A 14,286-nucleotide genomic window follows, 5' to 3' on the forward strand; every position below is an offset into this window, starting at 1 on the left:
GTCCATCGGTCTGCATCCAATCCATAAGCCCGCGGAGAACCTTGGAGTGCTTCACTAATCTGCTGCGGTAAGTCGATCGACCTTCGGCCGGCGACGAGACATTCAGCTCCTGTCGGGCTGCTTCAGCGGCATCGCGTTCCTCCTGCGCTACAACCCAGCTGTGCAGCAGGTTGGCGTTCAACCGGTAATGCAGTGCCACGGCCGCAATCGACACGTTCGGCTGCATTGCCGCCCGAATGACCATCTCCTTGAATCCTTGCTATGCCGCCGGCGCCGTGTCGGCTGAACCACATCCTGGACAACCTCGACTTCGTCCATCATGTACACCTGTCCATTTAAAATTTGCATGGACATGATCGTCGGGCTGCTCGACTTGCCGATCAAGATGCCTTCGCCGGGTGCTTACACTGCGTTCGATCATGACCAACATTGACGACATCATGGCCAACGCTCATGTGGTTCTTGAGGTCTACAGCGGTTTGCACGTTGTAGCCGACCATACCTGTGCCACGCCCGCTGGTCGCCATCGAGCGAGCGTCCGAATCCATCAGCTAGATTTGCCCATCGGGGGCTGCGCGCATCCTCGCGTCGATCTCACCAAGCTTTTACACTTGCGCCTTGAGTTTCTCGACCGCGGTTCCGGCAGTTCTGCGGCAGTCCCGGTGCCTGCTCAATGCGCCGCCCTATCGCCGTCAAGCGTCTCGAAACCGGTTCCTCGTCAGCACTGGGCCCATGCTCGCGATCTCCGGGCAACCGGCACACGCCTTTTCGTGGCGTTTGGCGATTCGATGCGGTCGCCTCAGTCTCCCAGTGTGCCCGTGTAGTGGCCGAGCCTTGCCTCTACGTCGGAGTTTTCCTGCAAGCCGAGTTTCATCAACTGGCCTATCTTTTTTTGTGCCTGCGGACGACTCACCGATGTGATGAAGCCATCCCAGCCGGGGGCAATCTCCGAATCGGGAGGCAAGCTCGCGATGTCAACCAAACGCTTGGTATCCGCGATCGCCTGCTTGTCGAACGAGGCGATTCGCAAGGCCAGCTTTTCGACAAACGCGTCCAACTCCCAATCTGGCAACGAGCGATTCACGTAGCCGTATCGCTCCGCGAGGTCGCCGTCGATATCGTCGGCACCTAGCAGCACTTCAAGGGCCCGACCCCGTCCCATCAAGCGGGGCAGCCGTGCCATTGGACCGCCCCCGGGAACGAGCGCGGCGCCTACTTCCCATTGCGAGAGGATAGCCTTTTCTCGACTCGCAAAGCGCATGTCACTGGCAAGCGCAAGCTCGCTGCCAACGCCGGTTGCCCGTCCGCGAATGGACACGATTGAGACAACCGGTACTCGGCTCAAGCGCACGAGCATATCCGGCAACGGATGCATGCCTGTCGGTCCGGGCGCCATACTCGTCGATTCCTCGAGGTCGCGTGTGAAGTCGTAGTGGGTGAGGAAAAAACCTGGCACGGCACTTTCGAAAACTACAACCTTGACATCCTTGTCCGACTCGAGTGCTGTGATGACCTTGTTCAGTTGCGGGATGCTATCTGGTCCGAAAATATTAAACGGCGGGTTATTGAGCACGACACGCCAGTAAGCCGGGGCACGGCGCTCCAGGAAAATCTGCTGACGTTGACTTGCGTTTGCCATTTTCATCTCCTTGGTGGTGGCAGAAAATCTTTGTATCGCCCCAGACCCCTTCTACGATTCGCTTGAAAAATCTCGAACCTATACTGGCGGTGCATCTTTAAGATTGATAGCTGAGGTAAATCTTGGCATCGCGACCGGGGATGGGATTCAGTATAGGTGTTCAGCGCCGCGTGATAGACACAAGTGCGAAGTCGCTGTGTCCTGAAGCGCATACTTGGAACCCACGGAGATGCGGCTGCCGGTTGGTGTCGTTCTTCGCTTTGCCGCCGCATCCCTCTTGGCAGAACTCTTCGGTGAAGGGTGGCCGTCACGTTTGGGTAAGCCGTCGATGGCTGTCAACCATGGCGCGACATTGCATCATCGCTAAAAAGTCAGCGCCTCAATTGCAAATCGACCTATGCTGGAAATCTTCGCAGGGGTTGGCCGCACATCGACACATTCAGTTCGCCGCAGGTGGTCGCGCTTGTCGCGGAGGCACGCCTCGGGAAGACCCGCGTCGTGCAAGAGTTCTACCGTTCGCCGAACCAGTTTGAGATCCCGGCAACTACTGTTCGACACGCTTCCCGGCGATGATGACAGCCTGCATGTCAATCCGATTTTTCAAGGGTATCTCCAACCATGTTCAATATCCTCCTCGTTCCGCTGGACTGCTCACCCCAGAGTGTCCACGTCATCGACCTGGCCAGCCGCGTGGCGGCGCCAGGTACGGCAACCGTACACCTTCTATGCGTTGTCGACCCGTCCTACGCGTTGCCTCCCGGTTGCGAAAGCGGTGTCGGGCCCGATGGCATAACCTATCCGCCCGCACACGCGCAGACATCTTTCGCACAATCCGTCCTGGCTGCCGCAGCCGCACAGCTTGCCGACCGGAATCTCACGGTGGAACAGCACTTCTGCGCGGGAAATCCGGCCGACGTCGTCATCGAACAAGCCCGGCTGCTGACTGCGGAGGTCATTGTGATGGGACATCACCATTTGTCACGGCTACGCCGCTGGGCCAACCCGTCGACCTGCGGAGAAGTCATCGAACGGTCGCGCTGTGCGGTACTGATCGACGCCCGGGACAAGGGCTAACCCCGTGCCCGTGGTCAGGTGGTAGCCAATTTGATTTCGAACGAAGTCGCGCCGTTTGTCGGGGTGAAGCAATCGGGTCTCGGGCGCGAAGGGTCGCGCTATGGAATCGACGATTACCTTGTCACCAAGTACCTTTGCCTAGCGGCTTAATCGGGCGGCTGCTATGCAGGATAACAATGCGATCAGACGAACAGAACCCTTCAGGGCGAACGTGCCGTTACGAAGTTAAGGTAGTCCAGTAAGGGTGAAGCCGACGATGGTCCGGCGCGACGAACCTACACGGCGTCGCGGGAGTCGGAGCTGTGAACGATTTGATTCGGACTGGCTCACATTGGGTAGACATCGCGTCCATGCAGCATGGTGGCGAACGGGCCTACGCGCTCCAGTCCGCCTGCCAGGCCGCTGGCAAACAAATCGAAACACGCAAAGCGCCTGAGTCATGCGCTGGAGCTCGCGCAGTTGCTGCAGGCGCAGCGCGTACCGGCGCGCTTCGGGCTCGCCCTCGCGCACGCATCGCGGCGCGAAGGTCCGCATTGCGAACGTAACGTGCACATTGTGCGCGGCCGCATAATAGCGCCACACGAAGCGGAAGAAGATATCGCTGTATGCATCGGATGCACCACGAGACGCAGCCGCCCGCTGTCAGCGTCATCCTCCGGCGCAATCCGTCAATTCGCTTCGTCGAGCTTTTCCAGCAACCGGCAGCACCTTAGGTAGTACGACTGCGCGCACTCCGTCAGCGTGACGGATCGCGTCGTTCGATGCAGCACGCGTCTAGGCTCGCCCCCAGCTTAGATATGGCTTCGCAAATCGACCCGGTCGTCCCGCCCAGCGACGCAGCTGCTTTGTTGAAGCTGCGACGATCAGCGGCCGCGACGAATGCCCGCAACATGGTGAGCTGGCCCATCATCTGCCTTGGCTAAAAGAAATTGATGCGAGATGTCACTTGCATCAAACACAGCTCAGCAACGAAAGGGCGGTGGCAAACGCGGTATTAGTGAGGTTCGGACAGATAGCATCGGGCCGGGATTCGTCGTAATGGAATTGCTCGCTCAGGCCGCCGACTGCCCGTGCTTCGCCCATCGGTCGAGCACCGCGCAGACGATCAGCAGCGCACTCGTGACGAAAAATACGGAGCGCATCCCGAAGTGCACGCCGATCGCACCACCGATCAACGGACCGATCACCTGCCCGGCGTACTGCGAAGACTGAAGGTAGCCGAGCATCTTCCCAGATTGCCGATCGTCGACGGACAGCCGCACGAGCTTGGTGATCGAAGGGAGCAATCCAGCGAGAGTCATGCCCATCGCTCCACGCAGCACGGCGAGTTGCCACCAGTGCGTCACGAACGCTTGCGGTAGCATGACGAGTCCGGTCGCGACCAGACATCCGACGATCACATTCCACCCGCCGATGCGGTCGGCGAGCGCGCCGAGCCGTGCCGCCATCAACATGCTTCCGAACGCCGAGCACGCCATCACGATGCCGGCGACACTCGCGAGTCGCTCGTGGCCCACCCCGAGTTCGGCGATGTAGACCGTGATGATGGGCTCGATCGACATGTTCGCTAGCAACACCATGGTTGCCGTGCCGAGCAACGCGGCAAGCGCGGCACGGTTGCTTCGCTTTCCCGGCTCGCCCGAGACCGGCTCATTGACGGCGCGCTTAAGCGGGCGGCTAAAGTCTTCACGGACCAGCGTGACCGTCAGGACCGCGGCAATCGCTATCATGCCGCCCGCCGCGAAGAACGCGCCGCGAATGCCGATGAGACCGGGCAGCAGTCCTCCGATCAACGGCCCGATTAGATTGCCGGCCAGCACGCCAGTGGACAGCACGCCCAGCGCCCACCCCGAACGCTCCGACGGCGCCTGCGTGCCGATCATGACCGTAGCCGCGGATGCGTAGCCGCCGACGAGGCCAGCGGCAAAACGCAGCGCCACGAGTTCGTAGACGTTATGCGCGAGCCCGATCGTCGACATGACGACCGCCATGCCGACCGCCGCGCGAATTAGCATCGGCTTGCGTCCGTAGCGGTCGGCCAACTGCCCCCAGATCGGCGCAGTGATCGCGGTTCCGAGGAACGTGATGCCGAATGCAATGCCCGACCATTGCACAATGCCGGCCGTGGAAGTCACGCCCAGTTGTTGCACATAGAGCGGTAGGAAAGGAAGCAACATGCTGAGGCCGACGAGCGTCGTGAATGATCCAAAGACGCATATGATCAAGTTCCTGCGCCAGTACCGTTCGTTGCGAACCACATAGGAAATGTGTTCTGTCCGCGAGGATGAAGTGAATGAGTTGCCAGAGTTGTCCATGGCGATTTCGCTGCTCGGCTTTGAATGAAGCTGAGTATAGAACGTAAGCCATTAAGATTTTCAATGTATTGTTATGCTGGAGTAAAAGGTGTCTTGACTGTTCGATTGGCGCTTTAGAGGGCGTTATCCCTTCTCCTCATTGGTGGCTCAGTGAACAATGGACCGCCTCCTTGGGTCATCCGGCGGAGGCGATCGATTGAGCGGATTACATGACTTCGCATTGCGAAAGCCAGAACGTCATACGCACATCGGTCAACGAAAACGACATGGTGGCCAGAAACGAGCGGGAAATGTCCCCAAACCGTCGCAGCTAGAGCATCAGTGAAGAACCATCAAACCTAAACTAATTCTTGTGAGCGGTGACGAGAATCGTGATCCGCGGACACATTTTTGCAACCAGGCGCTGATCCCCTTGCACTACCGAAAGAGGACCGATGCGTGGCCAGTCACGTCGCGCTCGACATCGAGTGTGCGCCACCTAAACGCCGCATAAGGAGCCGTGGCGTGGGCGGCGACGGACAATGCTGCGACAGCGCCTGCATCCCCTCCGGGAGGGACGTATGAGCGAAGCAAATCAAGGTGCCGCGCGCGTGCGCGAGCTGAGTCATTTCATCGACGGTCAAGGCGCTGCTGGTACGAGCGGGCGGTTCAACGACGTATTCGACCCGGCGCAGGGCCGAGTGAGCGCCCGCGTGCCGGTCGCGAACGCGACCGAAGTCGCCGCCGCTGTCGCTGCTGCGAAAGCAGCCTTCCCGGCGTGGAGCGAGACCCCGCCGCTCAAGCGCGCGCGTTTGATGTTCAAGTTTAAGGAGTTGCTTGAGGCGCATTCGGACGAACTTGCGGAGCTCATTACGCGCGACCACGGCAAGCTGTTATCGGACGCGAAGGGCGAGGTGGTGCGCGGCATCGAAATCGTCGAATTCGCGTGCGGCATTCCGAATCTCCTCAAAACCGATTTCACCGATCAGAGCGCCGGGGGCATAGACAGCTGGAATCTGCGTCAGCCGGTCGGCGTGGCAGCGGGCGTCACACCGTTCAATTTTCCGATGGTGGTGCCGTGCTGGATGTTTGTGATGGCGGCCGCGACCGGCAACACGTTTGTGCTCAAGCCCTCGGAGCGCACTCCGTCGGCATCGATTCGGCTTGCGGAGCTGTTCATCGAAGCCGGTTTTCCCAAAGGCGTCTTCAATGTCGTGCACGGCGACAAGGGCGTCGTTGACGCCCTGATCGCGCACCCGGATGTGGCCGCAATATCGGTCGTCGGCTCGACGCCAGTCGCCGAATACATCTACAGCGAAAGCGCGAAGCGCGGCAAGCGCGTGCAGGCGTTGGGCAGTGCGAAGAACCATCTCGTCGTCATGCCCGATGCCAATCTCGGTCAAGCCGTCGATGCGTTGATCAACTCGGCGTACGGCTCGGCCGGCGAGCGCTGCATGGCGACCTCAGTCGCGGTGGCGGTTGGGCGCATCGGCGATGAGCTGGTCGAGCGCCTCGCGCCGCGTGTGCGCTCACTCAGGATCGGTGGCGGCATGGAGCCCGATCTGGACATGGGGCCGCTCATCAGCGCCGCGCATCGCGCCAAAGTTAAGGGCTATATCGAAGCGGGCGTCGCAGCGGGTGCGAAGCTCGTTGTTGATGGCCGAGGCTATACGCCACACGGCAATGAACGAGGCTTTTTTCTTGGGGGCTCGCTCTTTGACGATGTGAAGCCGCATATGAGCATCTATCGGGAGGAGATTTTTGGGCCGGTGCTGTCCGTTGTCCGCGTGCCTGATCTCGCGAGTGCGATCGCACTCGTCAACGGGCACGAACTGGGGAATTGTGTATCGTTTTTCACCGCTGACGGTGGCGCGGCGCGCGCATTCACCCGGCAGATTCAGGCGGGCATGGTTGGCATCAACGTGCCGAGTCCGGTACCGGCCGCGTGGCATTCATTCGGAGGCTGGAAGCGATCGTTATTCGGTGATCATCATGCGTACGGCGAGGAAGCCGTGCGGTTTTATACGCGCTATAAGAGTGTTATGCAGCGCTGGCCGGACAGTATCGACAAAGGTTCGGAGTTTGCGATTCATGGAACGAAGTAAGCAGACACGACCGTCATGACGCTTAAACGCATAGAGTAGTCGACGATTCCGGCAGGCGAATCGTAAAAGCCTTTTAAGGCGTGCGGCGATCCGACGATCGTCGGGGGCGTCGACCGCGCGCCTTATTTTGTATCGACCTGCATCGATGCGATCCTCATTGATCGGTAGGTTACAGGTATTTTTCCTTCCTGCATCGGCTGCCCTCGGGCGCGGCTCGTTCCCTGTCATTTACTTTGCGGGATGAAGCCCGGGCTACCAGTCTTGACGACTTCGTTAAACCTCTGCCTGAACTTGATTCTATTGATCTCGTCGAATGCGTCTGCCGGAAGCGCAGAGATGTCGAAATTCTCTCTCGCGCGTGCCGCAGTCTTGGGGGTGGTAAGCAAAGCCCCACCACGCTGCACCGCCCAGGCAAGCAGTACTTGTGCTGGCGTCTTTCCAATCCGCGCGCCAATTTGGGCAATGACTGAGTCCTCAAGTGGCCCCGGCCTTATTCCGTGACCTAGTGGCGCAAAGGCCAAAAACACAATCCCCTTCTCTTTGCAAAATTCCAGCAGTTCCGCTTCTGGAAGATACGGATGTGCCTCGACCTGAACCACCGCCGGCTTAATTCGTGCTGATTCGTAGAGGGGCTGCAATTCGTTCAAGCTGATGTCAGACACTCCGATGGCGCGGCACCTTCCACGGTCGACGAGACCTTCCATCGCCCCCCACGTGTCAAACAAAGTCACCGCTTTATCGTAGATGACATCACCTTTTTCATCGCGCGGGTCCTGCTCATCTCCTGGCTGGAATGCAAACGGTGTATGAATGAGATAGAGATCCAGATAGTCAAGTCCAAGCCTTTCAAGACTTGCCTCGAAAGCCCGCTCGACCCGCTCGGGCCGATGATTGGTGTTCCACAATTTTGTGGTCACAAAGATGTCTTTGCGCTCGATCCGCCCGGCCGCGAGCCCTGCCCGGAGGGCCTCGCCCACCTCACGCTCATTCCGATACCGCTCGGCACAATCAAAGTGTCGGTATCCAGCTTCCAGCGCGTCTCTCGTAGCGCTGGTAGTCGTAGCCGAATCCGGAATGAGCGTGCCAAATCCGACTGCGGGCATGCGGCCGCCTCCGTGATTAAGCACTATCCATTTGCTCCCAAACTCGGGATCGGCAATAGCGTTGGACAGCCGTTTCATAGCGAATCCCAAGTCAAAGAACCTATAAAGTGCATACTGGGCGCCGGGTATCTGAGGGACATGCGGCGTTCGTGATCGTACGCGTACGCGGTTCGTGACGTCTACCCGAGTTCAGGGGGACTCAAGCAATTTGAGTCTTTTCCTAGCGCGTCCGCCTTACGAACGAGGTCCGGAAGTGTTCGCGAAGCCATTTTCTTCATCGCTTGGCCTCGATGAACCTTCACGGTGACTTCACTTAAATTCATCTCGTAGGCGATTTGCTTGTTTAGCAACCCCGACACCACAAGCTTCATTACCTCTCGCTCCCGTTGCGTCAGCGATTCGTAGGATGCGCGAACGGTCGCCATTGCCTGTTCTGACGTGATTCGCTCGGCATCGTGCCCACTGCACGACCTATGGCGTCGAGCATGTCCTGATCGCGGAACGGCTTCGAGAAAAAATCCAGTGCGCCCGCTTTCATTGCTTGGACCGTCATCTCGATGTCGCCATGACCCGTCATGAACAAGATAGGCATACGCACGCCACGTCGGATCACTTCCTTCTGGAATTCGAGACCACTTTCGCCGCGTAACCTAACGTCGAGAATTAAGCAGCTGGGCGCGTCGTACTTCGGGGAAGCCAGAAAATCCTTCGGCGATTCGAACGTTTCGACGTGCAGTCCAGCGGAGCGCACCAGGTCGCTCAATCCGAGCCGGATCGATTCATCATCGTCGATGACATACACAACTGCCGTCTTGCTTTCACCAACGCTTCCATTCGAAGCCGGATGCGGTTTCGTGACCATCTCGTTCCTCGTGGGGCCGGTACTAGATGTCTAACTTCTGTTTAACCCGCCATTGCGGTGCGGTAATGGTCAACTTAACGCAATCAATCCGTCAGTATCATGGAAAATGGTAGACGCCTATCCTTTCGTAGTCCTTTCACGATTCAAAAAAGATAATTTAACGCCGGCTTGCGGATGCCGACCTCAATCGCGGTTGAGCAGAACGCTGTCTCAATGAGATTGGCCGAAACGCAGCACCCCTGTACGATGATTAAAAATGAATCAGCGAAATGTGATATAGACCCCGCGCCACGAAGCCGGGCCGCTTCGCGGCCCCAACCTGTGACAATTTTTAGTTTCGGCCCACGTAGTGAGTGTGAGATGTAGGCGCTCCGCATTTTTGGCGGGCCACCGTCTGCACGTGGAACTGTCGAAGAGGTGACGATCACGACGGTGGTAAAACACATCAAAAGGTGACGAACCCGGAAGTCAAAGCACAGGACATTGAAGTCGAAGACGGCCTAACCAGTGAGCTGCGCTGACATAGCACTGCAGACGGCGCGGTCGAGATCGATAGCGACTTGCTGAGCACGCCCTGCATTGTGTGTGGCCGACAAGCTCCGCACGACACCTCTCCACCGTACTGCGCTACGAACCTATCAGACCAGACCACCAGCATGCCTCACGCGTCGGTGCATGGCCTAACGGCTTCGCGAGTCGCTTACTTTAGTACGCGATCGGTGTCGGCTTTAAAAAAAGCAAGCCGTCAACTAGGATTGGATCAACCCAGTACACGACTGCAAACCCTGATGAAGTGCCCCATTAAATAATTAGTAGCTTAGCGGACTCTATGAACCCCGCCGCTCCGTCGTCCACTGGAACGCCAGAGCCGATCCCTGCAGCATCGTCGGCGCCGGCTTCTATACGGGAGGCAGAGACTCCTTCACAGCATCCGCCCACAGTAGCCACGCTATCACCTCGGCTCGCTATTGGCCTCATTGGAATGCTCCTGGCGTCGCTGCTAGCGATATTGAACGAACAGGTCACTGCGCTAGCCATGACCGACGTTCAAGGCGTGTTCTCGATTGGCCATGACAACGGGACCTGGCTGACCACCCTGTTCGAGGCAGCCAACGTCGCCACGATGGTGTTTGCGCCGTGGTTCGGCATGACTTTTACGTTAAAGCGCTTCACGATCGGCGCGGTGATCGCCACGATGTTCTTCGGGTTCCTTTGCCCTTTTGCGCCGAACCCGTTCACGCTTTATATGTTGCGTGTTCTGCAAGGCATCGCCGGCGGATGCCTCCCGCCGATGCTCATCATCGTGGCACTGCGCTATCTTCCGCCGGAGGTGAAGCTGTACGGACTCGCCGGGTACGCCCTTACCGCGACCTTCGGGCCGGCGCTCGGCACACCGCTCGCCGCGTTGTGGACGGAATACGTCAGCTGGCAAATGGTCTTTTGGCAGATCGTGCCGCTTGGGGTGATCAGTTGCGTGGCGATCCAGCAGGGACTTCCGCCGGATCCGCTCAAACTCGAACGGCTGCGTTCCTTCAACTGGACCGGGTTCCTCACGGGATTTCCCGCAGTTGCCATGCTCGTGATTGGCCTCTTGCAAGGCGATCGGCTCGACTGGCTGAATTCCGGGTTCATCCGTGTGATGTTTGTTGGAGGTACGTTGCTGTTCGTCGCCTTCCTCGTCAACGAATGGTTTGCGCCCGTTCCGTTTTTCAAGCTCCAACTGCTTTCGCGCAGGAACTTCTCGCATGGGCTTTTGACGCTCACGGGCGCGGTGATACTGCTGGTCGGTGTCGCTGCGATACCGGGTCAATATCTCGCGAGGATTCACACGTACAGGCCGCTGCAAACTGCGCCCTTGTCGTTGCTTGTTGCCATCCCGCTCTTGATTTCTCTGCCCTTGACGGCTGCCGTCCTCAATCTCAAGCGCGTCGATTGCCGATGGGTCATGGCGATCGGATTGTCCCTCATGGTCACGACGTGCCTGATGGGCAGCTTCATGACTTCCGAGTGGGTGCGCGAGAACTTCTATTTCCTCCAGTCATTGCAGATCGTCGCGCAACCGATGTTGATCATGGCGATCCTGATGGGCGTCACGACAGGATTGCCGCCTACGGAGGGCCCGTTCGCGTCCGCAATGTTCAACTCGGTCAAGACGTTTTCTGCGGCTCTGGCAACGGGTCTGATCGAAGGGCTGGGCACGGCGCGAGAACACTTTCATTCGCACGTGCTCGTGGATCACCTCGGCAATAACGCGCTCATAACCAGCCAAAGCATCGATGCGGCGCATGGTCTCGGCGAGCTCGCACATCGTGTGCACGAGCAGGCTGTCGTGCTGACTTCGGCGGATCTCTATCGCGTAATGGCCGGTGTCGCCGTCGCGCTTCTTTTACTTGTTCCAGTGTTACCCGTGCGTATTTACCCGCCGTGGACCACTACGCCGCCCTCCTCCCATTAAGGGACGATATCCATGTCGACTTTTATCCGCTCTCAACTCAAACTCGTTCGCGTTTTAGCAGTCATCGTCGCGCTCGTCGTCGTGGCGTTGGCCTGCTGGAAGTATCTCTCCAGCTCGAACACCGAATCGACAAACGATGCCTACGTCCAGGCTGATTTCACGCTCGTCGCGCCGCGTATTGCCGGCCAGATTTCCGACGTGTTCGTCGTCGACAATCAGTCGGTAAGAGCCGAGCAACTGTTGTTGCGCATCGACGACCGCGATTTCCGCGTAGCGTTGATGAGCGCGCAGGCAGACGTGAAGGCGGCCGAGGCGTCGGTCGCGAATTTCGACGCCGAGATAGCGCGGCAGCCCTCGCTCGTCGACCAGGCGCGCGCGACGCTTCGATCCGACGACGCCGGCATCGACTTTGCGCGAGCGAACGCCTCGCGCTACCAGAACCTTTCCGACGCGGGAGCCGGCACCGCGCAAGAGCAACAGCACGCATCGAGCACGCTCACGCAGCAGATCGCGCAACAGGCGCACGATCGCGCCGCGTTGAGGGCGATCGAACAGAACCTCGATGTACTGCGTACCCAGCGCGACAAGGCCGCAAGTGCGCTGGCGCGCGCCGAAGCCGCAAAGGAGCAGGCGAAGCTCAACCTGTCCTATACGGAAATCCACGCACCGGTCGACGGTAAAGTCGGGCGGCGTTCGGCACGGGTCGGCGCGTTCGTGACGCCCGGCGCGCCGATGCTCGCGATCGTCCCGCTTTCGGATGCGTACGTCGTCGCCAACTTCCAGGAGAATCAGATCACCCACATGCGTCCCGGCGAAAGCGTGCGTATCAAGGTCGACAGCTTTCCCGGCGTCGTGATCCGAGGCCACGTCGATAGTCTCGCGCCTGCGACAGGCGTGAGCTTCGCGCCCATCGCGCCTGACAATGCGACCGGCAACTTCACGAAGATTGTTCAGCGCGTGCCGGTCAAGATCACGATCGATCGCGGGCAACAGGCCGCATCCGAACTGAGCGTGGGGCTTTCCGTCGAGGCGGAAGTGGACGTGCGCCGGCGCGGCGAGGCACTGTCCGAGGGAGTGGCATCGAAATGAACCCGAGCGAAATCTCTCTGCGCGCATTGGCGCTCGCGATCCTGGCATCGTTCGTGATGACGGGGTGCATGGTTGGCCCGGATTTCGAACGTCCGCAGACGAACACACCCGACGTGTTCAACCGCACGCAGTCCGCTTTAGCATCGAGCAGGGCGATCGAATCGGAGTTCAGTCCGCAATGGTGGACGCTCTTCAAGGATCCCACGCTCGATTCCCTGGAACAGGAACTGACCGACGCGAATCTCGATGTGGCGGCAGCATCGGCGCGGCTGCGGCAAAGCCGGGCCCAGCAGCGCATCGTCGGCGCGGAGGAATATCCGACGGTGACCGGCGCCGCCTCGTACTACCGCGAGCGTGGCAGCCCGAACGGCATCCTGTCGTTGCTCGGCGTGACGCCAACCGGAGGCCAGGTGCAATCGGCCGCGGGGGACACGCCGCTCGGCGTGGCGCCGGTGCCGGGTTCCAAAGGCTCGCCTGCGTTCGACCTGTACCAGTTCGGCTTCGATGCATCGTGGGAACTCGATTTCTGGGGCCGCGTCCGGCGCGGCGTCGAGGCCGCCACGGCGATGACCGAAGCCTCATACGAGGACCGGAACGCGGTTCTCCTGTCCGCCCGGGCCGAACTCGCGCGAGACTACGTCGAGTTGCGTGACACGCAATCTCTGCTCGATATAGCGAAGCAAAACCTTCGCATTGCCCGCGATACCGTGAAGCTTACGGAGACACGGGCACATGAAGGCGTCGTCACGAACCTGGACGTGGCCAACGCGGCCGCGCAAGCGGAGTCGATCGAAAGCCTGATCCCGATTCTCGAATCGCGTAACGAGACCACGATCAATGCGATCGGCGTGTTGCTGGCCAAGGAACCGGGCGCGCTGCGGCAGATGCTCAGCGAGCCCCGCGATGTTCCGGCGCTGCCAGAGCGGGTACATATCGGCGTTCCGTCGGAGGTGGTGCAGCGCAGGCCCGACATCAGAAAAGCCGAGGCTCAACTGCACGCCGCGACGGCGGCGATCGGCATGGCGAAGGCCGATTTCTATCCGCGCATATCGCTGAACGGAAGCGCGGGCTTCCAGAGCCTTCAGCTTTCGAGTCTCGCCGATTGGGCCTCGGGTCAGTTCGTTATCGGACCGTCGATCTCGCTGCCGATATTTGAGGGCGGGCGCCTCAAGGGAACCCTCCATTTGCGCGAGGCACAGCAACTGGAGGCCGCGATTGTCTACAAGCTTACGGTGCTGCACGCCTGGCGGGAGGTGGACGATGCGCTCGTCGTCTATGACGCCGAGCAGCGACGGCGCGACCGCCTGAAGTCGGTCGTCAGCCTGAATCAGCGGGCGCTGTCGATTGCGCAGCAGCGGTACAAGGCGGGTGCCGTCGATTTTCTGGACGTGCTCAACGTGCAGCGACAATTGCTCGATGCTCAGAGCAAGCTCGAGCAGAGCAAGGCCGACGCTGCGACGAACCTCATCACCTTATGCAAGGTGCTCGGCGGCAGATGGGAGCCAACGTATGCGAGACTCGACATTCCTTATTGACAGATGTCGCGACGGCCGCGAGGTACAAGTGGTTGCGTTGCGTTAGATATATTATTTCCCGATGATCGCTGCGATACCGCAGGTACGCGATGCAGTATCGCGGCCACCGGGTACGCCCGGAGACAAAACG

The 14,286-nt window shown here is 59.5% G+C and carries 10 protein-coding genes and 3 pseudogenes; 6 read left to right on the plus strand and 7 right to left on the minus strand.

Annotated elements, in window-relative coordinates; genetic code table 11:
* The 3 genes and pseudogenes from AWB67_RS42270 to AWB67_RS31465 form a co-directional block, all read right to left on the minus strand.
* Positions 1-244 (minus strand): transposase (locus AWB67_RS42270; protein WP_510183512.1); only part of this gene is annotated, 244 nt, incomplete at its 3' end.
* 163 nt (positions 245-407) lie between these two features.
* Positions 408-584 (minus strand): annotated as a pseudogene (locus AWB67_RS43515) (IS5/IS1182 family transposase); the annotation flags it as partial.
* A gap of 215 nt (positions 585-799) precedes the next feature.
* Positions 800-1,639, minus strand: coding sequence for an enoyl-CoA hydratase/isomerase family protein (locus AWB67_RS31465; RefSeq protein WP_087660012.1), 840 nt, complete (start codon positions 1,637-1,639; stop codon positions 800-802).
* A gap of 618 nt (positions 1,640-2,257) precedes the next feature.
* Between AWB67_RS31465 and AWB67_RS31470 the strand changes: the two genes are divergently transcribed.
* Together AWB67_RS31470 and AWB67_RS31475 are read left to right on the plus strand one after the other, a co-directional pair.
* Entirely contained in the window at positions 2,258-2,713 is a 456-nt protein-coding gene (locus tag AWB67_RS31470; protein ID WP_087660013.1) for a universal stress protein, read from the plus strand.
* 18 nt (positions 2,714-2,731) lie between these two features.
* A pseudogene (locus AWB67_RS31475) lies at positions 2,732-2,863 on the plus strand (aldehyde dehydrogenase family protein); the annotation flags it as partial.
* 586 nt (positions 2,864-3,449) lie between these two features.
* On the opposite strand, the gene AWB67_RS42275 reads toward AWB67_RS31475, so the two are convergent.
* Together AWB67_RS42275 and AWB67_RS31485 are read right to left on the minus strand one after the other, a co-directional pair.
* Positions 3,450-3,623: a helix-turn-helix domain-containing protein gene (locus AWB67_RS42275; RefSeq protein ID WP_327366817.1), complete on the minus strand. Its 174-nt coding sequence runs from the start codon at positions 3,621-3,623 to the stop codon at positions 3,450-3,452.
* 142 nt (positions 3,624-3,765) lie between these two features.
* Complete coding sequence (locus AWB67_RS31485) at positions 3,766-5,028, minus strand: MFS transporter (protein ID WP_087660015.1); 1,263 nt, start codon at positions 5,026-5,028, stop codon at positions 3,766-3,768.
* A gap of 560 nt (positions 5,029-5,588) precedes the next feature.
* Between AWB67_RS31485 and AWB67_RS31490 the strand changes: the two genes are divergently transcribed.
* The gene (locus AWB67_RS31490) at positions 5,589-7,112 is read left to right on the plus strand and encodes a CoA-acylating methylmalonate-semialdehyde dehydrogenase (RefSeq protein ID WP_087660016.1); all 1,524 of its coding nucleotides are present in this window, start codon (positions 5,589-5,591) and stop codon (positions 7,110-7,112) included.
* Between the two features lie 224 nt (positions 7,113-7,336).
* Here the strand turns inward: AWB67_RS31490 and AWB67_RS31495 are convergent, their stop codons facing one another.
* Positions 7,337-8,293, minus strand: coding sequence for an aldo/keto reductase (locus AWB67_RS31495; protein WP_087660017.1), 957 nt, complete (start codon positions 8,291-8,293; stop codon positions 7,337-7,339).
* A gap of 101 nt (positions 8,294-8,394) precedes the next feature.
* Positions 8,395-9,077 (minus strand): annotated as a pseudogene (locus tag AWB67_RS31500) (response regulator transcription factor).
* A gap of 829 nt (positions 9,078-9,906) precedes the next feature.
* On the opposite strand from AWB67_RS31500, the gene AWB67_RS31505 reads away from it, so the two are divergent.
* From AWB67_RS31505 to AWB67_RS31515, 3 genes are read left to right on the plus strand one after another with little or no spacing between them, the layout of a single operon-like run.
* A complete protein-coding gene (locus tag AWB67_RS31505; RefSeq protein ID WP_087660018.1) occupies positions 9,907-11,532 on the plus strand; it encodes an MFS transporter in 1,626 nt (541 codons plus the stop codon).
* Between the two features lie 12 nt (positions 11,533-11,544).
* Positions 11,545-12,621, plus strand: coding sequence for an HlyD family secretion protein (locus AWB67_RS31510; protein WP_087660019.1), 1,077 nt, complete (start codon positions 11,545-11,547; stop codon positions 12,619-12,621).
* The gene (locus AWB67_RS31515; protein ID WP_087660020.1) at positions 12,618-14,156 is read left to right on the plus strand and encodes an efflux transporter outer membrane subunit; all 1,539 of its coding nucleotides are present in this window, start codon (positions 12,618-12,620) and stop codon (positions 14,154-14,156) included. The genes AWB67_RS31510 and AWB67_RS31515 overlap by 4 nt, the downstream gene beginning before the upstream one ends.
* Positions 14,157-14,286 lie beyond the last annotated feature (130 nt).

The sequence above is a fragment of the Caballeronia terrestris genome, from assembly GCF_001544515.1.
GTDB lineage: Bacteria > Pseudomonadota > Gammaproteobacteria > Burkholderiales > Burkholderiaceae > Caballeronia > Caballeronia terrestris.